The sequence below is a fragment of the Anaerostipes hadrus ATCC 29173 = JCM 17467 genome (assembly GCF_030296915.1).
In the GTDB taxonomy this organism is placed as follows: Bacteria; Bacillota; Clostridia; order Lachnospirales; family Lachnospiraceae; genus Anaerostipes; species Anaerostipes hadrus.
Window position 1 is genome coordinate 1,049,037 of record NZ_AP028031.1, and the last position, 22,143, is coordinate 1,071,179.

Below are 22,143 nucleotides of genomic sequence, written 5' to 3' on the forward strand. Positions count from 1 at the left end.
AAAATAGTCAGCTTTCATATAAGATGATAGGAGTTGACTATTTTTTTATTGCATAGGAAATTTCAATGAAATAAAAAATATGAAGTAAGAAGAAAGAATCCTGTAATACAAGATTCTTTTTGAAGTTAAAATATGATATAATGAGTGGATAAGTACAGGAGGGAATTCATGGAATTACAGTTATGGAGAGAAATGCTCACCCCATATGAGCTGGCAGTTGATGAACTTGTGTTAAAGTTTCGACATATTATAAGAGAATACAGAAATGTCGGAAGATATTCACCGATCGAGCAAGTCGATGGACGTGTAAAATCTATCTCAAGTATTTTGGATAAGATGCAGAGAAAGAAGATCAATGTCAATGATGTAGAAAAAGAACTGGAAGATATTGCGGGAATACGTTTGATCTGTCAGTTTGTGGAAGACATTGATCGTGTATTAGAGATCATAGAGAGTCGTTCTGATATGGAGATCAAGAGCCACAAAGACTATATTTCACATTCCAAAGACAGCGGATATCGAAGCTATCATGTGATCATCTATTATGAAGTGAATACGATTTATGGGAAGAAGCGGATACAGGCAGAGATACAGATCCGTACACTTGCGATGAATTTCTGGGCAACCGTGGAACATTCTTTACAGTATAAGTATAAAGGGGATATTCCACAGCATGTGACAGATAAATTATTAGTTGCATCAGATGCGATCGATGTCTTAGATCATGAGATGTCAACAGTTCGTGATGAGATCATGGATGCACAGGATTCATTCCGTAAGAAGTCAAATCTTGTATCTGAGATCCTTCATACGATGCAGAATTTATATAAAGTTGCGAATCGTCATGAAGTATTAAAGATTCAGGATGAATTTTATAAAATATATGAGACAGGAGATATGGAACGCTTAGAGCATTTTAATAAACAGTTGGATATTATTGCAGAAGGATATCGTGCTCAGAGCATTTCTTAAGAAGAATATGAAATTACCAGAATTATTTGAAGAGAAGATGAGACGTCTATTGGGCGAGGATTTTTCGGAATATGAGAAGCATTTAGATGATCCTGCATATTATGGGATCAGAGTCAATACACTAAAGATCTCAGTGGAAGACTTTTTGAAGATCTGTCCGTTTCATGTGACGAAAGTGCCTTGGACAGATAATGGATTTTATGTAGACAGGGAAGAAAAACCATCAAAACATCCATATTATCATGCTGGATTATATTATATACAGGAACCAAGTGCGATGACACCAGCTTCCTACCTGCCCGTAGAACCGGGAGACCGTGTGCTTGATCTGTGTGGGGCACCAGGTGGAAAGTCTACAGAACTTGGAGCAAAGTTAATGGGAGAAGGATTACTGGTATCGAATGATGTCAGTATCTCAAGAACGAAAGCTCTGATCCGCAATATCGAGATGTTTGGCATCCGTAATGATATGATCCTTTGTACGGAAGCCAAATATTTAGTACCATCAATGACAGGATTTTTTAATAAGATCCTAATTGATGCTCCATGTTCTGGAGAAGGAATGTTTCGAAAGGGGAATAATGAGATCAAGAACTGGCAGCAGAAAGGAAGCGAACCTTATGCAAAATTACAGCGAGAGATCGTTGATGATGCGATCAAGCTATTAGCGCCAGGTGGTATGCTACTTTATTCTACCTGCACATTTTCACCCGAAGAAAATGAACAGGTGATCGAATATCTCTTAGAGAAGAATGAAGATCTTTCTCTTGTGCCAATGAAGATGTGTGAAGGATTTGACCACGGACACCCAGAATGGACTTTGACAGGAAGAGAAGACATCAAACAATGCATTCGATTATGGCCACATAAGATCAAAGGAGAAGGACATTTTCTTGCCTTATTGAAGAAAGCAGACGGAGAACAGCCAACATTCAAATACGAAAAGATTAAGAAAGTAAAACTGACACCAGAGACAGAAGAATTCTTCAAAAACTGTAAGATGGATATTGACTGGAGTCATGTTAGAGAACATCAAGGAAAATTGTTTTACCTAAAAGAAGATATTCCAGAGATGAAGAAAGTAAGAGTTCTAAGGAAAGGTCTTTATCTAGGAGAGATGAAAAAAGGAAGATTCGAACCGAGTCAGTCATTTGCAGTAGCGTTGGCGGCCAATGAGTATGAACCATATCTTTCGTTTGACATCAACGATGAGAATACGGTCAAATATTTAAAATGTGAGACATTAGACGTAGATACAAATACCGAAGGAATTCATCTGGTTGGAACAAATGAATTTCCATTAGGATGGGCGAAGATTAAAAAAGGACGACTGAAGAATAAGTATTCTTCCAGCTGGAGATGGTTATAATGGCAAAGAAAACCAGATTAGACAAATTTTTGTGTGACAGTTTAAATATGACAAGAAAAGAAGCGAAAGAGTCTGTCAAAAAGGGTAAAGTTGTGGTTAATGGAGAAGCAATCAAGAAACCAGAATATAAGGTGGATGCAGAACAAGATCAGGTAGAATTTGACCACAAACTGATTCAGTTTGAACAGTTCCATTATCTGATGTTACATAAACCACAAGGGGTTGTATCTGCAACGAAGGATCATCATGATCAGACTGTACTCGATCTGATCCATGAAGATTATAAAGACAGATTGTTCCCCGTAGGAAGATTGGATAAAGATACAGAAGGATTATTATTATTAACGGATGATGGAATGCTGGCACATGAAATTCTTTCGCCAAGAAAACATGTGGATAAAGTATATTTTGCAAAAGTTTCAGGGCAGTTTGGCGAAAATGAGATCGCCAGATTCAAAGAAGGTCTGGATATTGGCAATGGCGAAAGATCAAAACAAGCAAGACTTCAGATCCTTAAAGCAGATGTACAAGAATCAGAGGTTCTGATCACGATCATGGAAGGGAAATTTCATCAGGTAAAACGGATGGTAAAAGCTGTTGGAAGTGAAGTGTTATATTTAAAAAGGCTGTCAATGGGATCATTAAAATTGGATGAAGAGTTAAAGCTTGGAGAATACCGAAGATTAACGAAGGCAGAGTTACAAGAACTAAAGGAGCATAGGAGATAAATGTTAGAGAATAAAAAAGCAGTAATCTTTGATCTTGATGGGACATTAGTTGATTCCATGTGGATCTGGAGAGAGATTGATATTCGCTTTTTGGGAAAATATGGATTGGAAGTTCCGCAAGGGTTAAATGATAAATTAGAGGGATATAGTTTTCATGAAACAGCAGTTTATTTTAAGGAACATTTTCCGTTGCCGCTTACGATCGAAGAGATCATGGGAACATGGAATCGTATGGCTTCCGAAATCTATATCAATGAAATTCGTTTAAAAGAGGGCGTGAAAGAATTTATTGAGTTGTTAAAAAAACAGAATATGAAACTTGGAATCGCAACAAGCAATTCAAGAAAGCTGGCGAAAGATTGTTTAAGATCCAATGGGATTTTGGATGCATTTGATTATATCTGCACGTCCGATGAAGTTCCAAGAAGTAAGCCGGAACCGGATGTTTATTTGCATGCAGCAAAGATGATCGATACCAGACCAAAGGATGCATTGGTCTTTGAAGATATTCCATATGGGATTTTGGCAGGGAAACGTGCAGGAATGGAAGTGTGTGCAGTGAAAGATCCATATTCTCAAGGATCAGTGAAAGAAAAGAAAGAAATTGCAGATTATTATATTAATACATATTATGACATACTAGATGGAACCTATGAGGTATTAAAGAAATAACAGATGCCAGGAGAAAGGATGATTATATGAGAAATATCGCATTGGTAACCGGAGCATCCTCCGGAATAGGAAAAGAATTTGTCCGTGAGATCTCGAAGAAATACAAGGGGCTTGATGAAATATGGGTCGTTGCCAGACGAAGAGAGCGGCTAAGAGAACTAAGAAAAGAAATCATTGGAACAAGAGTGAGGATTCTTCCATTAGATCTTATGGAGCAAGAAAGCTTTGAACGTCTTAAAATGGTTCTTGCAAAAGAACAGCCAGTTGTAAGAATTTTAGTGAATGCTTCTGGATATGGGATTTCGGGGTCTTTTGAACATCAGACAGAGGAAGATGCGGCAGGAATGATCCATTTAAACTGTGAAGCATTAACAAGAATTACATATCTTGTATTGCCATATTTAAGAAGAGGATCTTTTATTTATCAGATGGCATCTTCTGCGGGATTTGCTCCGCAGCCGAATTTCACAGTTTATGCAGCAACCAAAGCATATGTGAAAAGTTTCTCTATTGCATTGCGGCAGGAGCTGTCCTATCAAGGGATCAGGGTGATCGCAGTATGTCCAGGGCCAGTAAAAACAGAGTTTTTTGACCGTGCATATGAACAGGAAGAGATGAAATTTTATAAGAAATTCGTAATGGCAGATCCAAAGAAAGTTGTAAGAAAAGCAATCCGTGATGCGAGAAAAAATAAAGCAGTATCTGTTTATGGAATGACGATGAAAGTAACTAGGGTTATCTGCAAGCTTCTTCCTGGAAGATGGATCGCAAAAATCATGGGTAAATAAGGATATAAAATGAGAGAATTAAACATAACGACAAGAGAAGAAGGACAGAGATTAGATAAGATTCTTTCGAAATATTTAAATAAAGCTCCAAAGAGTTTTGTATACAAGATGCTTCGAAAGAAAAATATCAAGTTAAACGGCAAAAAAGCAACGGGAAATGAGAAATTATCTCAAGGAGATCAGGTGTGTATTTATCTTGCAGAAGATACGATCAACAAGTTCCGTGAAGAAGTTAAAGCAGGAAAGCAAAAGATCAAACTTGATGTTTTATATGAAGATGAGAATGTCATTATGGTCAATAAACCATGGGGAATTTTGTCACAGAAATCAAAACCAGAGGATATTTCCATCAATGACCAGATCATCCCATATGCAGTGAACCAAGGGTTGATCAGTGAAAAGGAATTGCAGGTAGTAAAACCATCGATTTGTAACCGATTGGACCGCAATACAACAGGAATCATCATTTGTGGGATTTCTATAGAAGGATTACAGACGATGGCAGAAATGCTAAAACATCGTGATATGGAAAAATACTATCTTTGCATCGTAAAAGGAAAACTTGAAAGAACACAAAAAGTCAGTGCTTATTTAAAGAAAGATGAAAAAACAAACAAGGTAAAGGTATCAAAACAGGAGATCGCAGGAGCAAGCCATATTGAGACAGCTTATGAGCCAGTGATATCAAATGATGAATTTACACTATTGAAAGTCGAACTGATCACAGGAAAGACCCATCAGATCCGAGCGCATCTTGCAAGTATTGGACATCCGTTGATCGGAGATTTTAAATATGGCGATAAAAAGATCAATCAGGAGATGAAACAGAGATTTGGATTAAAAGATCAGCTGCTTCATTGTACAGAGATTGTTTTTCCACGAGATATGAAAATGTGCAAAAATTTATCCGGAAAGAAAATTCAAGCACCACTTCCGAAGCGATTTGATATGATTAAAAATGACTTGTTTGGGAGAGCATAGTCATGGCAGAAGATAAATGGAATGTAAAGGGACTTCGAGGATCGGTCCTTGAAGAGTTGATCAACTATACGAATGAAAAATACAGGCAACAGAAACTTGCTCTTGTGCAGAAAATACCGACATCGATCAAGCCAGTCAGATTTGATAAGACAAAACGTCATATTACGCTTGCTTATTTTGATCAGAAGAGTACTGTTGATTATATTGGGGTTGTGCAAGGAATTCCTATTTGTTTTGATGCAAAAGAATGTGCAAAAGACATATTTCCACTTCAGAATATTCATGAACATCAGGTAGAGTTTATGAGACAATATGAAGAACAGGGTGGAATCAGTTTTTTGTTGATCTATTTTACATCAAGGCATGTTTGCTATTATATGTCATTTCAGGAGATGATGAAGTACTGGAATCGTGCAAAAGAAGGTGGAGTGAAACATTTCAAATATGAAGAATTAGATATTGGTTTTTTTGTTCCACTAAAGCAGGGAATGATCCTTCATTATCTGGAATGTCTGCAAAAAGTATTAGAGCAAAAAGATCAATAAGATTCGTGTCGAAAACATTGACGAGAAGCAAAATTTTGCGTATAATATAACATTGACGAAAAAGAAAAGCTGTGGATTTTAAACCGCAGTGCAGAAAAGGATAGATTTTATGATCAGAAGCATGACAGGATTTGGACATGGGGAAGTGTCCAATGACAAGAATCAGAAGGTCACAGTGGAGATGAAATCCGTCAACCACAGATATTGTGACATCTCATTAAAACTTCCCAAGAAATTAGCCATGTTTGAGGCAAATATCCGTAATATCATGAAAGAATACGCAAGCCGTGGAAAGATTGATATTTATGTGTCTTATGAAGATTTGTCAGAGACAGCGGTAAGTCTCCATTATAATCAGGCAATGGCAGAAGAATATATGCAGGTATTTAAAAAGATGCAGGAAGATTTTAACATTGAAACCAAGATCACTGCAGAAGCCCTCGCCAAATATCCAGAGGTTGTAACAATTGAGGAAGTACAGCAAGATGAAGAAGTATGGTGGGAGTTGCTAGAAGCTGCATTAAGACAGGCTGCGGAGAAGTTTGTAGAGACAAGAACGATTGAAGGAGCAAACCTTAAGAGAGATCTTTTAGGCAAACTTGATCAGATGGCAGCAGATGTGACGTTTATTGAGGAACGTTCTCCACAGATCATTGCGGAATACAGAAGCAAATTAGAAGAAAAAGTGAAAGAATTTTTAGAAGACTCAACGATCGAAGAAAACAGGATCGCAGCAGAGGTTACATTGTATGCAGATAAGATCGCTGTTGATGAGGAAATCGTAAGATTGCAAAGTCATATCAGCTCTATGACAGATGTGTTGGAAAGCGATGAAAGCATCGGAAGAAAACTTGATTTCATGGCACAGGAGATGAACAGAGAAGCGAATACGATCTTATCCAAATCAAGTGATGTCGATCTTGCGGATCATGCAATCGAACTGAAGACGAATGTTGAGAAAGTAAGAGAGCAGATTCAGAACATAGAGTAAGATAAGAAGGGAAAGATCATGGAAAAGAGAGGTTCATTACTGGTAATCTCCGGATTTTCTGGAGTTGGAAAAGGAACGGTGGCAAAGAAACTGGTAGAAAAATATGGATATAGTTTATCAATTTCTGCAACAACAAGACAACCAAGAGAAGGTGAAGTTGATGGCAGAGAGTATTTTTTCAAGACCGTGGATGATTTTAAAAATCTGATCGATTATAATGGATTTATTGAATATGCCAGATATGTGGACAATTATTATGGAACGCCAAGAAAGTTTGTGGAAGATGAACTTGCCGCAGGACATAATGTAATCTTAGAGATTGAGGTGCAGGGTGCATTTAATATTAAGAAGCAATATGAGGATGCATTGTTGATCTTTATTACAGCACCAAGTGCAGCTGCGATCAAAGAACGCTTAGTAGGCAGAGGCACAGAATCTGAGGAAGTGATCAATAAACGTTTAAATCGCGCCAAAGAAGAGTCAGAAGACATGGATAAATATGATTATATCGTGATCAATGATCAGGTAGAAGACTGCGCGGATCGAATTCATGCCATTGTGCAGGCAAAAGAATGCCTGCTTGGAAATAATCTTAAGTTTATAGAAGCAACAAAAAAAGAATTAGAACAGCTATAGGAGGAATTATTATGTTACATCCATCATATACAGAATTAATGAAGGTCATCAATGGTGACAGTGAAGAAGAGAAAGTTATCTCAAGCCGTTATTCTATCGTGCTTGCAAGTGCAAAGAGAGCAAGACAGATCATCGCAGGAGATATGCCATTAGTAGAAGAAAAAGATGGTGCAAAACCATTATCTACAGCTGTTGAAGAACTTTGGGAAGAAAAAGTTAAGATTCTCGGAGATGACGAAGAAGCAGAAGAATAGAAACAGTAAGGAAAACAGGGTGCTTAGGGATTCCTAAACACCCTTATTTGTACAGACAGGGAGTTTTTTATGGACATTATTTTGTTACTTAAAACCATATTACTTGGAATTGTTGAGGGGATTACGGAATGGTTACCGATCAGTAGTACAGGACATTTGATCTTAGCAGATGAATTTATCAAGCTGAACATGACAGCTGACTTTAAGGAGATGTTTGATGTTGTGATCCAGTTAGGTGCGATCATGGCAGTCGTTGTCTTATATTTCCATAAGTTGAATCCATTTTCACCGAAGAAGAATCACGAGGAGAAGATGGATACGATCATTTTATGGACAAAGGTAATTCTTGCAGTATTTCCAGCAGCAATTATTGGTATTTTGTTTGATGACTGGTTGAACGATCATTTTTATAATCCACCAGTTGTAGCAGCAATGCTGATCATCTATGGTGTTTTATTTATCATTATTGAAAACCGCAACAAACGAAGCAGAAGAAGACCAATGAATGATCTTTCCAGATTATCCTATGGAATGGCACTTGGAATCGGTGTATTTCAGATATTGGCATTAATTCCGGGTACATCTAGATCTGGTGCGACGATTCTTGGAGGAATCTTGCTTGGATGTTCTAGAACAGTAGCTGCTGAATTTTCATTTTTCTTAGGGATTCCTGTGATGTTTGGAGCAAGCTTATTAAAGATCGTGAAGTTCGGTCTTGCATTTACATCAACACAGTTGATCGTACTGATCGTAGGAATGGTTGTATCATTTCTTGTATCAATCGGAGCGATCAAATTCTTGCTTGGATATATTAAGAAGAATGACTTTAAAGCATTTGGTGTATACCGAATCATACTCGGTCTGTTAGTGATCGTGTATTTTGCATTCATCAAATAAGGAGTTTGTAAAACATGGATAAGAATTTATTTCTAAAGAATATGGAAGAGATGATCCAGATCGCCAAGACGAATGGTAATCAGATCGACCACAAAGAATTATTAGATTATTTTAGCGATTATGAATTAAATGAAGAAGCGAAAAAACTTCTGATCGCAAGTTTTGTAGAAGCTGGGATTCGCGTTCTGGGTGTTGATGAAGCACAGATCGTTGCAGAAGAAGAGGCGAAAGAAAAAGCTGACATTTCGGAAGAAGAACAGGGTGCGATCCGATTCTATGAAGAAGAATTAGAACAGATGGATCTTCCGGGAGAAGGAGAGCAAAAAGAACTGATCCATGCATGGCTTGTAGAGAAAGGAGATGGAGAAGCAGTCATTGAAAGCTTTCTTCCACAGATTCTTGAAATTGCAAGAACACATACGGGGAAAGGTGTTTTATTCGGAGATCTTGTACAGGAAGGTAATATTGGTCTTTTGGAAGCAATGGCAATTTATCAGGGAAAAGACGCAGAAGGATTCCTTGCACATGCGAAGAGTGCAGTAGAAGATTCTATTTTAGATGCGATCGCAATGCAAAGAGGTTCTGACAGTGTTGGAGAAGCGATGGCAATCAAGGCAAATCGTCTGGATGATGCTTCTACTTTCTTATCAAAAGAACTTGGAAGAGAACCAAAGATCGAAGAACTGGCAAAATATCTGTCCATGACAGAAGAGGAAGTCAAAGAGGTTATGAAGATATCCCTAGATGCTCTTTCAGTGATGGAAGCTGATATTAAACAGTCATAGAAGAAACAAATATCATATGGAACGCTTTGTGGAAGCAGATTGGAGGGCTGATCTTATGAATATCCGAGAAAAACAAGAACAGACAGAGATGGAATTATTAAGTCCATATGCGACACAAAGCATCCATACAAAAGGAAGAAAAAAGCCTGAGGTGGAATGTGAGATAAGAACCTGTTTCCAAAGGGATCGGGATCGGATCGTCCATTGCAAGGCTTTTCGCCGTTTAAAAGATAAGACACAGGTATTTTTATCTCCAGTGGGCGACCATTATCGAACAAGGTTAATGCACACTTTGGAAGTATCGCAGAATGCCAGAACGATCGCAAGAGCATTAAATCTCAATGAGACATTGACAGAAGCGATCGCGCTTGGACATGACCTTGGGCATACACCGTTTGGACATGCGGGAGAACGAGTGTTAAATGAAATGAATCCAGCAGGATTTAAGCATAATGAACAAAGTGTCAGGGTTGCTCAGTGTCTGGAGAAGAATGGACAGGGATTAAATCTTACATGGGAAGTCTTAGATGGAATGAAAAATCATTCAATGCACAGCATGCCGCATACATTAGAAGGAAAAATTGTGCGGCTGGCAGACAAAATTGCATATATCAACCATGATATTGACGATTCCGTACGGGCTAAGGTTCTACGGGAAGAAGATCTTCCAAAAGAATTTACGGAAGTCCTTGGAACAACATATCGGGAACGGATCAATACGATGGTGCTTGATATTGTAAAACATAGTGAGAATCTGAATGATATTGTGATGTCAAAGGAAGTAAGAGATGCAATGATCGGTCTTCGAAAGTTTATGTTTGAGAGAGTTTATGAAGAACCAAATACGAAGAAAGAAGAAGACAAGATCAAGAATATCATTGGTCCGTTATATGAGTATTATCTGATACATGTTGAGCAATTGCCAGAATATAATAAGAAGATGATCGATAAACCAGGAGATGTACCTGTGGCAGTTTGTGACTATATTGCTGGAATGACAGACCATTTTGCAATTGAGAAATATACTGAGATTTTTATCCCCAAATTTTTTATGCAAAAATAAAGGAAAATAAAAAAAGGTGTAGAATAATAATATATAGAGGGATTTTTTAAGGAGGGACAAGCGTTGATTTATGGTGAAGAAATCATAGAAGAGGTGCGAAGCCGGAACGATATTGTTGATCTGATTTCGACGTATGTACCGTTGAAGAAAAAAGGCAGTTCTTATTTCGGTTTGTGCCCGTTTCATAATGAAAAATCACCCTCTTTTTCTGTGAGCCGAGATAAACAGATGTATTACTGCTTTGGCTGCGGAGCCGGAGGTAATGTTTTTACATTTTTAATGGAATATGAGAATTTTTCTTTCCCGGAGGCATTAAAATATCTGGCAGAGAGAGCTGGAATGGAACTTCCGGAAGAGGAATTGAATGAAGAAGCCAAACGAGCGATGGATGAAAAAGCCAGGCTTCGGGAGATGAATAAACTTTCAGCCAATTATTTCTATTATCTGCTTCACAGCAAGCGGGGACAGAAAGGGCTTGCATATTTAAAAGACCGTGGGATCACAGATGCTACGATCAAACATTTTGGTCTTGGATATGCTGATATTTATAATGATGACCTGTATCGATTTTTAAAGAGTAAGGGATACAGTGATGAAGATCTGAAAGATTCAGCTTTGGTGACGATCGATGAAAGACGTGGTGGAAGTGATAAGTTCTGGAACAGAGTGATGTTTCCAATCATGGATGTGAACAACCGCGTGATCGGCTTTGGAGGCAGAGTCATGGGAGATGGTTCGCCCAAATATTTAAATTCAAAAGAAACCAAATTATTTGATAAAAGCCGTAATCTTTACGGACTGAATTTTGCAAGAAGTTCAAGAAAGAAAGAGATTATCTTGTGTGAAGGATATATGGATGTTATTTCCATGCATCAAGCAGGATTTACAAATGCAGTCGCAGCACTTGGAACTGCATTTACAAGTGGTCATGGGACGCTGCTTAAGAGATATACAGAGAATGTCATTTTGTCATTTGACAGTGATGAGGCGGGACAGCGAGCGATATTGCGAGCGATACCGATCTTGAAAGAAGCAGGACTTACGGTTCGTGTCCTTGATCTGACTCCGTATAAGGATCCCGATGAATTTATCAAAGGATTAGGAGCACAAGCACTGGAAGAACGAATCAGAAAAGCAATGAGCAGTTTTATGTTTCAGGTAAAAGTAGCCGCAGGAAGATATGATCAGGACGATCCAGAGTCGAAGACACAGTTTCAACATGAAGCGGCTAAACTGCTGGCAACGATTGAAGAACCGCTAGAACGCAAGAATTATATTGAAGCTGTTTCAAGAGAATATTATATCGGGGCAAAAGATCTGGAAGATCTTGTGAATTATTATGGGACTTCTGGATACAGCAGTGCTCAGAGACAGCAGACAACACCGCGTCAGCAGGAGAGACGTCTGCAAGTGAATGAGGCAAAAGAAGAGAAGAAGAAACAGCCGCAGAAACTGTTATTGACATGGATGGTCAATGAGCCACAGTTATTTGACAAACTAGAAGGAATCATCGGCCCCGATGATTTTTATGAACAGATTTACCATGGAGTGGCATTGTTACTCTTCAAACAATACGAAGAAGAGAAAGCAGTGATTCCAGGAAAAATATTAAATCAATATACAGATCTTGAAGACCAGAAGAAGATTGCAGAATTATTCAACACAACATTAAAGATCAGTCCATTAGCGGAAGATCGAGACAAGGCGTTGAATGATATCGTGCGAAGGGTCAAGGAAGACAGTATTGAACAACAGATGAACGCAACAAATGATATTTTGAGATGGCAGGATCTGATCAAGGAGAAAGCAAACCTTGCGAAACTGCATATTTCATTATAGGTTGGTTAAAATAGGAAGAGAAGAAAGGGACGAATTATGGAAGGTACAATGGAACAGTTCACCGAGAAACTTGCAGGTCTGGTGGAATTAGGAAAAAAGAATAAAAACTTTTTGGAGTATGCACAGATTGATTCATATTTTAAGGATATGAAACTAAATTCTGATATGATGGAAGCAATCTATGATTATCTGGAACAAAATGGAATCGATGTGCTGACTCTTGCCGCAGTTGCAGACGATGATGAAGATCTTGATGATCCAATCGAAGATGAAACAGAAATTGCTGTTCCTGATGGTGTCAGCATCGAAGATCCAGTCCGTATGTATTTAAAAGAGATTGGTAAAGTACCTCTTCTTAGTGCAGATGAAGAGATCAAACTTGCACAGAGAATGGAAGAAGGGGATGAAGCAGCGAAGAAGAAACTGGCAGAAGCCAACCTTCGTCTGGTAGTCAGCATCGCAAAACGTTATGTTGGACGTGGAATGCTCTTCCTTGACCTGATCCAGGAAGGAAATTTAGGTCTTATTAAAGCCGTAGAGAAATTCGACTATCGCAAAGGATATAAATTCAGTACTTATGCGACATGGTGGATCCGTCAGGCAATCACAAGAGCGATCGCTGATCAGGCAAGAACCATCCGTATTCCAGTGCATATGGTAGAAACGATCAACAAACTGATCCGTGTATCCAGACAGCTTCTTCAGGAACTTGGACGAGAACCTTCTCCAGAAGAAATCGCAGAGGAGATGGATATTCCAGTGGAAAGAGTTCGTGAGATCTTAAAGATCTCTCAGGAACCAGTATCATTAGAGACACCAATCGGTGAAGAAGAAGACAGCCATCTTGGAGACTTCATTCAGGATGAGAATGTACCAGTACCAGCGGATGCAGCAGCATTTACGCTGTTAAAAGAACAGTTAGATGAAGTACTTGGAACACTGACAGAGAGAGAACAGAAAGTCTTAAGATTACGTTTTGGATTGGATGACAGCAGAGCAAGAACTCTGGAAGAAGTTGGAAAAGAATTTAACGTTACAAGAGAACGTATCCGTCAGATCGAAGCAAAAGCATTGCGTAAGTTAAGACATCCAAGCCGCAGCAGAAAGTTAAAAGATTATTTAGATTAAGGTATGATTATGGAATTATCAAACAGATTAGAAACGATCGCATCTTTTGTCACAGAAGGTTATGTAGTGGCAGATATCGGGACAGATCACGGATACATACCAATCTATTTAACAAGTAATGGAAACTGCCCGAGAGCTTATGCGATGGATGTAAATAAAGAACCATTAAGCCGTGCCAAAACACATATTGAAGAAGAGAATGCAGGAGAGGTTGTATCCTGCATTCTTTCCGATGGATTACATGAACTGCCGCAAGATGATGTAGATTCTATTGTAATCGCAGGAATGGGTGGAGATCTGGTTGTCAGAATCTTAGAGCAGGACTTTGATAAATTAGCGAATGTAAAAGAATTGATCTTATCCCCACAGTCTCATTTAGAACGAGTGAGACATTTCTTAAATAATCATGGATTTCGGATTTTAGAAGAAGAATTCTTAAAAGAAGATGGAAAATACTACGTTGTGATCCGTGCAGTTCATGGAAAGCAACAGTATGACAAAGAGTGTTTTTATCGTTTTGGAGAAGAACTGATCCTCGCAAAACATCCAGTACTTCTTGAGTACTTAGATCAGGAATATGTCAAATATTCAAAAATCAAAGAAAGTCTTACAGACGATTCAAAAGAACACATCAGAAGACGAAAAGAAGAAGTGGAAGATTTACTTGGAGATATCATGGAGGCACTTTGTTATTATGAATTGTAGAGAACTGATCACATTTTTAGAAACAGAAGTTCCGTTAGAGACAGCAGAAGGCTGGGATAATCCGGGATTTCTTGTTGGAGATAAAGATAAAGAGATAAAGAAAGTTTTAGTTGTATTAGATATCACAAATGAAGTTGTAGATTATGCGATTGATCAAAAGGCAGATTTTATCCTTGCACATCATCCGATCATTTTTTCAAAGATCAACAAATGCACGAGTGATGATTTTCTTCAGAAGAAATTATTAAAACTGATCCGCCACGATATATGTGCATATGGAATGCATACATGTTACGATGTCTGCAGAATGGGAGATCAAGTAGCAGATCGCTTGAATTTGAAGGAAATACAGGGACCAGTTGAGCTATCTAAAAGCCACAATGAGAAAGCGTTTGGAAAAGGAATAGGGATTGTTGCCAAGATTGAAGATGAGATGAGTGTTGGAGAATACGCAAAGAAAGTAAAAGAAGCATTTTCTTTGGAAAATGTCATGGTATTTGGCAATCTAGATACAAAGATCTCTAAACTTGCAGTTGTTCCAGGATCAGGGAGAAGTATGATCAGTGAAGCGAAAAGTACAGGAGCAGATGTATTTTTAACTGGAGATATCGGGCATCATGAAGGCCTTGATGCAGTCGATATGGGAATGTGTGTGATCGATGCAGGACATTATGGATTAGAACAGGTATTTATTGATGATATGAAAGATCTGATTAGGACTCATTTCAGTGATATGAATGTGATCACATATAAGGCAGGAAGCCCTTATAAAGTTGTTTAAATAGTAGTTATATAAAAAGGAAGTGATGGCGTATGATCAAAGCCACAGTGAATCAAAGCATTTATGAAGTAAAAGAAGGAACAACACTTTCTGATCTTGCGAAGCAGGTACAGCTGCCTCAGGAGCCGATCATTTTGCTTGCCTATATGGATGGAAAGTTAAGAGAATTATTTACTCCTATGACAAAAGACTGCCATGTGCGTTTTGTAACATTAAAAGAACAGGCAGGGTATATGGCATATAAACGAACTGCCACGCTTATGTTTCTGAAAGCATGCGAAGATCTGCTTGGAACTGGTGCAACGACAAAGATCGCATTAGATTATTCAATCGGAAATAGTATTTTTTGTGATTTCCTAGAAGATCGTGTGATAGATGATGCTTTTGCTCAATCCATTCAAAAACGTATGGAAGAGCTAGCCAAAGCGAATCTTCCGATCACAAAAAGATCGTTAGACACAGATCAGGCCGCAAAATATTTTGACAGAATAGGCCTTAAGGGAAAGAAAGAATTATTTCAGTTCCGCAGGGAATCAAAGACGAATATTTACTCGTTAGACGGATATGATAATTATTTTTATGGATATATGGCACCATCGACAGGATATATTCCAGCATTTTTGGTGTCTGCTTATCAGCATGGGGTAGTACTTCAGATTCCCAAAAGGAAACAGACAGAGGAAATCGTACCATTTACACCACAGCCAAAACTTTTCCATGTGATGCAGCGTTCCAGAGAATGGACGAAAACGATGGGTGTTGACACGGTAGGTGCCTTAAATGATGAGATCACACATGGAAATATCAATCATCTGATCTTGTTACAAGAAGGATTGCAGGAAAAACTGCTAGCGGATATCGCGGATGAGATTGTAAGCAAGAATAAGAGAATCATCCTGATCGCAGGACCGTCATCTTCAGGGAAAACAACATTTTCCCACAGATTGTCTATTCAGCTTGAAATCGCTGGATTAACACCACACCCAGTTTCTATGGATGATTATTTCTTAGACAGGGAATTGTCTCCAAGAGATGAAAATGGAAATTATAATTTTGAGACGATCGCATCGTTGGATGTGGATCTTTTGACAAAACATATCAATCAATTGCTAGATGGAGAAGAGATTGATGTGCCAAGTTATAACTTTATTTCAGGAAAAAGGGAATATCGCGGACACAAATTAAAGATTGGAGAAAAAGATGTTCTGGTCATGGAAGGAATTCATGGATTAAATGGTACTCTTACGAATGAAATACCAGAAGATGCAAAATATAGAATCTATGTCAGTGCATTGAATCAGATCAACTTGGATGAACATAATAGAATCCCAAGTTCTGACGGAAGATTACTGCGAAGGATCGTGCGAGATGCCATGACAAGAGGAAATGATGCGAGAGAGACGATCTCCAGATGGGACTCTGTTAGAAAGGGAGAAGAAGACAATATTTTCCCATATCAGGAAGAAGCAGATGTAATGTTTAATTCAGCACAGATCTACGAGATCGCAGTCTTAAAACAATATGCGGAGCCTTTGTTATTTGCGGTTCCAAGAGATTGTCCAGAATATCAGGAAGCAAAAAGATTATTAAAATTTTTAGAATATTTTTTAAATATTCCAAGCGAAGCAATTCCAAAGACATCTCTTTTAAGAGAATTTATCGGTGGTAGTTGCTTTGATGTGTAAGATATGATATAATAATTGGCGCTTAGTTGGACAAATGGTCGCGCCGTTTCAGACGAAAGGGAAACGGTGAGGAAAGTCCGGGCTTCACAGGGCAGGATGCCGGATAACGTCCGGTAGGGGCAACCCTCAAGCTAGTGCAACAGAAATATACCGCCACGTAAGTGGTAAGGGTGAAATGGTAAGGTAAGAGCTTACCGCCTGGCTGGTAACAGGCAGGGCATATGTAAACCTCATCCGAAGCAAGACCGAGATGAAAACGATAGATCGGCCCGATCTGTTTTCAGGTGGGTCGCTGGAGCTTGCTGGTAACAGTAAGTCGAGATAGATGACCATTCAACGACATAACCCGGCTTATCGTCTGGCTAAGCATTATGAATAAGAATGATAGAGAAGTTGTAAGAGAAATCATAAGTAGATCTTACAACTTCTTTTTTTGATATGTAAAAAGAAGTTATAACAAATGTATTTCTTTCAGAAACCAGAAAAATCTTGAAAGAAATTGCAGATATATATATAAAAATGACGATAAAATGGATAAATCAAGCTATTCGTGAAAGAACTTTCAAAATATCAAAAAAACTTGAAATTAATTTTAAAACAGATATACTAAAGATAACGAAAGCAGGAAAGGGAGGAATTAAAAATGAATCCGAAAGTTGAGAATTTAAAAGGAAAACTGATCGTATCCTGCCAGGCATTGCCAGATGAACCATTACATTCTTCTTTCATCATGGGAAGAATGGCACTTGCTGCAAAACAGGGTGGAGCATCGGGAATCCGCGCAAATACACCAGAGGATATCAAAGAGATCAAAACACAGGTAGATCTTCCGGTGATCGGAATCATCAAGAGAAATTACGATGACTGTGAGATTTATATTACACCAACGATCAAAGAGATTGACGAATTAATGGAAGCGAAACCAGAGATCATAGCATTAGATGCAACAATTTCAAGCCGACCAAAGGGACAGAAATTAGATGAGTTCTTCCATGAGATCAAAGAAAAATATCCAGATCAACTACTAATGGCAGATTGTTCTACAATCGAAGAAGCACTCCATGCAGATGAATTAGGGTTTGATTTTATCGGAACGACAATGGTTGGCTATACAAAACAAAGCAAGGATCTTAAAATCGATGAAAATGATTTTGAAATCTTAAGAACAATCCTTTCAAAAGTAAAACATCCAGTGATCGCAGAGGGAAATATCAATACACCAGCAAAGTTAAAGAGAGTTTTAGAACTAGGAGCGTTTTGTGCAGTTGTAGGTTCAGCGATCACAAGACCACAGCTCATCACAAAATCATTTGCAAATGCTATCAAATAAAAGCATTTTTAAAAGGATCATGTATGGATTATTATGTAAAATCGGTCATACCGATCATTGAATCAAATTATGAAAATTTTACAGCTCTGGAAAAAAATATTGCGGATTTCTTTATGAAAAATGAAGAAAAAATGGACTTTTCAGCAAAAGAGATCGCAAAACACTTGTTTGTTTCAGAAGCTTCGTTATCAAGATTTGCAAAAAAATGTGGATTTCGAGGCTATCGAGAATTTATTTATCAATATGAGGAATCATTTGAAGAGAAAAATAAAGAACTCACGGGACATACAAGAACCGTGTTAAATATGTACCAGGAGTTGTTAAATAAGACATACAGCCTGATGGACGAAGCACAGATCATAAGGATCTGTGAGAAATTAGGACAGGCAAAGAGAGTGTTCGTATGTGGGAAAGGAAGTTCCGGCCTTGCAGCGAGAGAGATGCGCCTAAGATTTATGAGAATTGGAGTAGATATCAATTCGATTCAAGATCCAGATCTGATGAGGATGCAGGCAGTATTCCAAAAGGAAGGTTGTCTTGTGATCGGGATCAGTATCAGTGGAGAGAGTGAAGATGTTTGTTATCTATTAGAAGAATCAAAAAAACGAGGAGCGGACACCATCTTGATCACAGGAAAAAATAAGGATGACTATGAGGATATCTGTGACGAATTAGTTTTGATCGCATCAAGAAAATATTTAGATCATGGAAATGTTATCTCTCCACAGTTTCCAATCCTTATTATGTTAGATCTTATATATTCTTACTATTTAGAACACGATAAAAAGAAAAAAGAAACCATGCACGATGACACTGTGCGCGCATTAAAAGGAGAAAGATCATGAGAATTATCAAAACAAAATCATACGAAGAAATGAGCAAAAAAGCAGCAAACATCATTGCATCTGTAGTCACATTAAAGCCAGACTGCATGTTAGGACTTGCAACAGGATCATCACCAATCGGAACATATGATGAATTAGTAAAGAAATACGAAGCAGGAGATCTTGATTTTTCAGAAGTTACAACAGTAAACTTAGACGAGTACAAAGGATTACCAAAAGAAAATGAACAAAGCTATTACTATTTCATGCATGAATATTTATTCGATAAAGTAAATATCAATCCAGAAAAAACATATCTTCCAGATGGAACAAACTTAAACAGTGAAGAGGAAGCAGCACGTTATGAAGCATTGGTACAGTCTTTAGGAACGGTTGATCTTCAGTTATTAGGATTAGGAAGAAACGGACATATTGGATTCAACGAGCCAGGGGATCATTTTGAAGATGGAACACACTGCGTAGACTTAAAAGAAAGCACGATCGAAGCAAACAAACGATTCTTCGAATCAGCAGATGATGTACCAAAACAGGCATACAGCATGGGAATCGGAACGATCATGCGTTCTAAGAAGATCTTATTAGTTGTCAGCGGAGAAGAAAAAGCACAGGCATTAAAAGACAGTATTTATGGACCAGTAACACCAGAAGTACCAGGATCTATCTTAAGATTCCATCCAGATGTAACAATTATTGCAGATGAAGCAGCTATGTCATTGATCAAATAGTTGAATATGTGGAATAAAAATGAAGATTCAATCTATTTACAAAAGAAGAACTAGTGATCTTTGGAACTCCTGTGTATGCGGGAAGAGTTCCAAACAAAGTACTTCCGATGATACAAGGATTATTTCAAGGAAATGATGCATTTGCAGTACCAGTTGTTACATTTGGGAACAGAAACTATGACAATGCATTGATTGAATTAAGAAATGAACTAGAAAACAATCATTTTCATACGATTGCAGCAGGAGCGTTCGTAGCACAGCATGCTTTTACAGATCAATTAGCAACGATGCGCCCAGGTAAGTCAGATCAGGAAGAAATCAGAGGGTTTGCCAAGCGTATCGTAACGATTGTAGAAATGATACAAACATTGGGAGAAATTCCGAAACCAGTTCATGTAAAAGGAATTGAGCCAATCACGCCATATTATACCCCACTTGGAATTGATGGCAAACCAGCGAAATTCTTAAAGGCAAAACCAAAGACAAAAAGTAATTGTGATCACTGTGATCTTTGTGTGAAAGTCTGTCCAATGGGATCGATCAATTCAGAAGATCCAAGTAAAATTGATGGAATTTGTATCAAATGTCAGGCATGTGTAAAAAAATGTCCAAAACAAGCAAAATATTTTGATGATCCGGCATTTTTATCACATGTTGAAATGTTAAAGAGAAACTATCAAAGAGCTGCTAAAAATGAAATTTTTGTGAGTGATGGCAGAGAAAATGAAATACCATAATTTTTAATCAAGTGGATGAAAACACCATTTTTCTGATATAATTAATTTATCAGCAAAATGGTGTTTTTGCTATTTTATAAGCGAAGGATCAGCTAGAAAGGATTTTTATGCTATTTACAAAAAAGGAAAGTTACATTATACAAGGAATGGATTACCTTTCACTGATCCGTTTTACCTATCCTTTATTTGTGCTATCTACGATCTTAATGGCGGCACTTGCGACACCAATTCAAACAGGAATCTTAGGCCGCTTATCCGCAGATGCGATTGCAGCCAATTCTGTTTCTACGACGATGTTTCAGTACTTGAAAGTTATAACCATCGGAGAAGCCTCAGCATCTGCTGTATTGATCGGAACAACGATCGGGGAAAACAGAGGAACTACAAAAGTAAAAGAATACAGTAAAACACTGCAAGTTATTTATCTGATCATAGGAAGTGTTCTTGGAATCAGCTTGTTTTTCCTAAGGATTCCATTGTTATCTCTCTATGATCTGACACAAAATGCATATCAAATGGCAGACCAGATTCTGATCATTTTATCCATCGTGATGGTTGGAATGTCATACCAGATGCCAACTGGAATTGGTATTATCAAAGGTGGTGGCGATGTAAAATATATGATGTATCTGAATTTGATCTCAACCTGGGCGATCGTGATGCCACTTTCATTTTTAGGGGCATTTGTATGGAAATTGCCAGTACCGATGGTTGTGTTATTGCTGAATTCAGATCAGTTGTTTAAGTGTATACCAACGTATCTGTATGTGAAGAAGGATCAGTGGATCAAGGTTTTTGTTTGATGATCAATACCTTGCCATTTACAGATTCAAATGATAAGATAATTGATAAAACAAAATCAATTGCAACACACTAATGCAATGAAACTTCTATGAATAATCTAAAAATAACTGCATATACTCTTTCTTAAAGGAGAGTATGTGACATTGAAGAAGAAAATAGAAATTGCAGCCATCCTATGTTCCATCGGCATCTGCAGCTTTGGACAAAATGTCTTCGCAGGAGAATTTCTAAGATTACCAGCCCAAACCAATGCCAAAGTAGAACAAGTGGTGCAGACAAGACTTTTGGAAGAACAAAGAGCGTACCTTATGCAGGCACAGCTTATGACGAAAGTCAATTTAGAACAACAGATTAAAGACAAACCCGTCTATATTCCAAAAACAAAGCATGTAGTCACCCAAAGAGAACGATCGATTCTTGAGAGGATCGTGGAAGCAGAAGCAACCGATAAAGATGAAAAAAGCAAGATACTTGTAGCAAATGTAATTTTAAACCGTGTAAGAAGTAAAGAATTTCCAAACTCGATCGAAGCCGTTGTGTTTCAGAGAGCTTATGGGAAAGTCCAGTTTTCACCGACAGCTGATGGAAGATATGAATCCGTCCATATCACAAAGAGTACGAAAAGAAGCGTAAAAAAAGCATTAGAAGACGGAATCGACTATTCCGAAGGAGCATTATATTTCGTAGAAAAAACGATGGCAAATCCAAAAAATGTTTCATGGTTTGATGAGGCACTTACCAGATTGTTTACCTATCAAGGACATTCTTTTTACAAATAATGCTTGACAAGGAAAGATAAAAGTATTATGATTTTAAGCAAATAGAAAAGAAACCGTTGAGAAAGAGTAGTAAGCAGGATCAGAATGATTCAAAGAGAGCTGCA

24 protein-coding genes, 1 other RNA gene, 1 pseudogene and 1 other annotated feature (1 of these 27 cut by a window edge) are annotated in these 22,143 nt (G+C 37.9%); all 26 genes and pseudogenes read left to right on the forward strand.

What is annotated here, in order from left to right; translation table 11 throughout:
* Positions 1-168 precede the first annotated feature (168 nt).
* The 26 genes and pseudogenes from QUE18_RS05105 (at position 169) to QUE18_RS05230 (ending at position 22,039) form a co-directional block, all read left to right on the forward strand.
* Positions 169-972, forward strand: a complete 804-nt coding sequence (locus tag QUE18_RS05105; protein ID WP_008393655.1) for a GTP pyrophosphokinase — start codon at positions 169-171, stop codon at positions 970-972.
* Positions 973-979: 7 nt separating this feature from the next.
* A complete protein-coding gene (locus QUE18_RS05110) occupies positions 980-2,341 on the forward strand; it encodes an RsmF rRNA methyltransferase first C-terminal domain-containing protein (RefSeq protein ID WP_009265052.1) in 1,362 nt (453 codons plus the stop codon).
* Positions 2,332-3,069: a pseudouridine synthase gene (locus tag QUE18_RS05115; RefSeq protein ID WP_009202839.1), complete on the forward strand. Its 738-nt coding sequence runs from the start codon at positions 2,332-2,334 to the stop codon at positions 3,067-3,069. The genes QUE18_RS05110 and QUE18_RS05115 overlap by 10 nt, the downstream gene beginning before the upstream one ends.
* On the forward strand, positions 3,070-3,741 hold the full coding sequence (locus tag QUE18_RS05120) for an HAD family hydrolase (RefSeq protein WP_008393658.1): 672 nt from the start codon (positions 3,070-3,072) through the stop codon (positions 3,739-3,741).
* Positions 3,742-3,767: 26 nt separating this feature from the next.
* Positions 3,768-4,529, forward strand: a complete 762-nt coding sequence (locus tag QUE18_RS05125) for an SDR family NAD(P)-dependent oxidoreductase (protein WP_009202838.1) — start codon at positions 3,768-3,770, stop codon at positions 4,527-4,529.
* Positions 4,530-4,538: 9 nt separating this feature from the next.
* Entirely contained in the window at positions 4,539-5,510 is a 972-nt protein-coding gene (locus tag QUE18_RS05130; protein WP_009202837.1) for an RluA family pseudouridine synthase, read from the forward strand.
* A gap of 2 nt (positions 5,511-5,512) precedes the next feature.
* Complete coding sequence (locus QUE18_RS05135) at positions 5,513-6,055, forward strand: Holliday junction resolvase RecU (RefSeq protein ID WP_008393665.1); 543 nt, start codon at positions 5,513-5,515, stop codon at positions 6,053-6,055.
* Positions 6,056-6,164: 109 nt separating this feature from the next.
* Positions 6,165-7,046: a YicC/YloC family endoribonuclease gene (locus QUE18_RS05140; protein ID WP_040343738.1), complete on the forward strand. Its 882-nt coding sequence runs from the start codon at positions 6,165-6,167 to the stop codon at positions 7,044-7,046.
* 18 nt (positions 7,047-7,064) lie between these two features.
* Positions 7,065-7,682 carry a guanylate kinase gene (gmk, locus tag QUE18_RS05145; RefSeq protein ID WP_008393667.1) on the forward strand — a complete coding sequence of 206 codons (618 nt, stop codon included), beginning with the start codon at positions 7,065-7,067 and terminating at the stop codon, positions 7,680-7,682.
* 11 nt (positions 7,683-7,693) lie between these two features.
* On the forward strand, positions 7,694-7,936 hold the full coding sequence (gene rpoZ, locus QUE18_RS05150) for a DNA-directed RNA polymerase subunit omega (protein WP_015530879.1): 243 nt from the start codon (positions 7,694-7,696) through the stop codon (positions 7,934-7,936).
* A 69-nt stretch (positions 7,937-8,005) separates the two neighbouring features.
* Positions 8,006-8,833 carry an undecaprenyl-diphosphate phosphatase gene (locus QUE18_RS05155; RefSeq protein ID WP_009202835.1) on the forward strand — a complete coding sequence of 276 codons (828 nt, stop codon included), beginning with the start codon at positions 8,006-8,008 and terminating at the stop codon, positions 8,831-8,833.
* A 14-nt stretch (positions 8,834-8,847) separates the two neighbouring features.
* Positions 8,848-9,618 carry a sigma-70 domain-containing protein gene (locus tag QUE18_RS05160; protein ID WP_009202834.1) on the forward strand — a complete coding sequence of 257 codons (771 nt, stop codon included), beginning with the start codon at positions 8,848-8,850 and terminating at the stop codon, positions 9,616-9,618.
* Positions 9,619-9,673: 55 nt separating this feature from the next.
* The gene (locus tag QUE18_RS05165; RefSeq protein WP_040343735.1) at positions 9,674-10,681 is read left to right on the forward strand and encodes a deoxyguanosinetriphosphate triphosphohydrolase; all 1,008 of its coding nucleotides are present in this window, start codon (positions 9,674-9,676) and stop codon (positions 10,679-10,681) included.
* 63 nt (positions 10,682-10,744) lie between these two features.
* The gene (dnaG, locus tag QUE18_RS05170) at positions 10,745-12,520 is read left to right on the forward strand and encodes a DNA primase (RefSeq protein ID WP_008393674.1); all 1,776 of its coding nucleotides are present in this window, start codon (positions 10,745-10,747) and stop codon (positions 12,518-12,520) included.
* 36 nt (positions 12,521-12,556) lie between these two features.
* On the forward strand, positions 12,557-13,648 hold the full coding sequence (rpoD, locus tag QUE18_RS05175; protein ID WP_008393675.1) for an RNA polymerase sigma factor RpoD: 1,092 nt from the start codon (positions 12,557-12,559) through the stop codon (positions 13,646-13,648).
* Positions 13,649-13,657: 9 nt separating this feature from the next.
* Complete coding sequence (locus tag QUE18_RS05180; RefSeq protein ID WP_015530881.1) at positions 13,658-14,353, forward strand: tRNA (adenine(22)-N(1))-methyltransferase; 696 nt, start codon at positions 13,658-13,660, stop codon at positions 14,351-14,353.
* The gene (locus tag QUE18_RS05185) at positions 14,343-15,134 is read left to right on the forward strand and encodes a Nif3-like dinuclear metal center hexameric protein (RefSeq protein ID WP_009202832.1); all 792 of its coding nucleotides are present in this window, start codon (positions 14,343-14,345) and stop codon (positions 15,132-15,134) included. Before QUE18_RS05180 ends, QUE18_RS05185 begins: the two co-directional genes overlap by 11 nt.
* Before the next feature lie 32 nt (positions 15,135-15,166).
* Positions 15,167-16,819: a nucleoside kinase gene (locus QUE18_RS05190; protein WP_009202831.1), complete on the forward strand. Its 1,653-nt coding sequence runs from the start codon at positions 15,167-15,169 to the stop codon at positions 16,817-16,819.
* A gap of 22 nt (positions 16,820-16,841) precedes the next feature.
* An RNA gene (rnpB, locus tag QUE18_RS05195) (RNase P RNA component class A) lies at positions 16,842-17,189 on the forward strand.
* 119 nt (positions 17,190-17,308) lie between these two features.
* Complete coding sequence (locus QUE18_RS05200; protein ID WP_009202830.1) at positions 17,309-17,479, forward strand: hypothetical protein; 171 nt, start codon at positions 17,309-17,311, stop codon at positions 17,477-17,479.
* Entirely contained in the window at positions 17,463-18,149 is a 687-nt protein-coding gene (locus QUE18_RS05205) for an N-acetylmannosamine-6-phosphate 2-epimerase (protein ID WP_009202829.1), read from the forward strand. Before QUE18_RS05200 ends, QUE18_RS05205 begins: the two co-directional genes overlap by 17 nt.
* 23 nt (positions 18,150-18,172) lie before the next feature.
* Positions 18,173-18,994: a MurR/RpiR family transcriptional regulator gene (locus QUE18_RS05210; RefSeq protein WP_009202828.1), complete on the forward strand. Its 822-nt coding sequence runs from the start codon at positions 18,173-18,175 to the stop codon at positions 18,992-18,994.
* On the forward strand, positions 18,991-19,719 hold the full coding sequence (nagB, locus tag QUE18_RS05215) for a glucosamine-6-phosphate deaminase (protein WP_008393687.1): 729 nt from the start codon (positions 18,991-18,993) through the stop codon (positions 19,717-19,719). The genes QUE18_RS05210 and nagB overlap by 4 nt, the downstream gene beginning before the upstream one ends.
* 50 nt (positions 19,720-19,769) lie before the next feature.
* A pseudogene (locus tag QUE18_RS05220) lies at positions 19,770-20,456 on the forward strand (ferredoxin); the annotation flags it as partial.
* 107 nt (positions 20,457-20,563) lie between these two features.
* The gene (locus QUE18_RS05225) at positions 20,564-21,259 is read left to right on the forward strand and encodes an MATE family efflux transporter (protein ID WP_009202826.1); all 696 of its coding nucleotides are present in this window, start codon (positions 20,564-20,566) and stop codon (positions 21,257-21,259) included.
* A gap of 138 nt (positions 21,260-21,397) precedes the next feature.
* A complete protein-coding gene (locus tag QUE18_RS05230; RefSeq protein WP_008393694.1) occupies positions 21,398-22,039 on the forward strand; it encodes a cell wall hydrolase in 642 nt (213 codons plus the stop codon).
* A gap of 47 nt (positions 22,040-22,086) precedes the next feature.
* Positions 22,087-22,143, forward strand: a binding site (T-box leader) (it continues 182 nt past the right edge of the window).

Bases quoted from the DNA above. Each gene is read 5' to 3' on its own strand.
- QUE18_RS05105 (WP_008393655.1), top strand. From the start codon at position 169: ATGGAATTACAGTTATGGAGAGAAATGCTCACCCCATATGAGCTGGCA.
- QUE18_RS05110 (WP_009265052.1), top strand. From the start codon at position 980: ATGAAATTACCAGAATTATTTGAAGAGAAGATGAGACGTCTATTGGGC.
- QUE18_RS05115 (WP_009202839.1), top strand. From the start codon at position 2,332: ATGGTTATAATGGCAAAGAAAACCAGATTAGACAAATTTTTGTGTGAC.
- QUE18_RS05120 (WP_008393658.1), top strand. From the start codon at position 3,070: ATGTTAGAGAATAAAAAAGCAGTAATCTTTGATCTTGATGGGACATTA.
- QUE18_RS05125 (WP_009202838.1), top strand. From the start codon at position 3,768: ATGAGAAATATCGCATTGGTAACCGGAGCATCCTCCGGAATAGGAAAA.
- QUE18_RS05130 (WP_009202837.1), top strand. From the start codon at position 4,539: ATGAGAGAATTAAACATAACGACAAGAGAAGAAGGACAGAGATTAGAT.
- QUE18_RS05135 (WP_008393665.1), top strand. From the start codon at position 5,513: ATGGCAGAAGATAAATGGAATGTAAAGGGACTTCGAGGATCGGTCCTT.
- QUE18_RS05140 (WP_040343738.1), top strand. From the start codon at position 6,165: ATGATCAGAAGCATGACAGGATTTGGACATGGGGAAGTGTCCAATGAC.
- gmk (WP_008393667.1), top strand. From the start codon at position 7,065: ATGGAAAAGAGAGGTTCATTACTGGTAATCTCCGGATTTTCTGGAGTT.
- rpoZ (WP_015530879.1), top strand. From the start codon at position 7,694: ATGTTACATCCATCATATACAGAATTAATGAAGGTCATCAATGGTGAC.
- QUE18_RS05155 (WP_009202835.1), top strand. From the start codon at position 8,006: ATGGACATTATTTTGTTACTTAAAACCATATTACTTGGAATTGTTGAG.
- QUE18_RS05160 (WP_009202834.1), top strand. From the start codon at position 8,848: ATGGATAAGAATTTATTTCTAAAGAATATGGAAGAGATGATCCAGATC.
- QUE18_RS05165 (WP_040343735.1), top strand. From the start codon at position 9,674: ATGAATATCCGAGAAAAACAAGAACAGACAGAGATGGAATTATTAAGT.
- rpoD (WP_008393675.1), top strand. From the start codon at position 12,557: ATGGAAGGTACAATGGAACAGTTCACCGAGAAACTTGCAGGTCTGGTG.
- QUE18_RS05180 (WP_015530881.1), top strand. From the start codon at position 13,658: ATGGAATTATCAAACAGATTAGAAACGATCGCATCTTTTGTCACAGAA.
- QUE18_RS05185 (WP_009202832.1), top strand. From the start codon at position 14,343: ATGAATTGTAGAGAACTGATCACATTTTTAGAAACAGAAGTTCCGTTA.
- QUE18_RS05190 (WP_009202831.1), top strand. From the start codon at position 15,167: ATGATCAAAGCCACAGTGAATCAAAGCATTTATGAAGTAAAAGAAGGA.
- QUE18_RS05205 (WP_009202829.1), top strand. From the start codon at position 17,463: ATGAATCCGAAAGTTGAGAATTTAAAAGGAAAACTGATCGTATCCTGC.
- QUE18_RS05210 (WP_009202828.1), top strand. From the start codon at position 18,173: ATGGATTATTATGTAAAATCGGTCATACCGATCATTGAATCAAATTAT.
- nagB (WP_008393687.1), top strand. From the start codon at position 18,991: ATGAGAATTATCAAAACAAAATCATACGAAGAAATGAGCAAAAAAGCA.
- QUE18_RS05225 (WP_009202826.1), top strand. From the start codon at position 20,564: ATGCTATTTACAAAAAAGGAAAGTTACATTATACAAGGAATGGATTAC.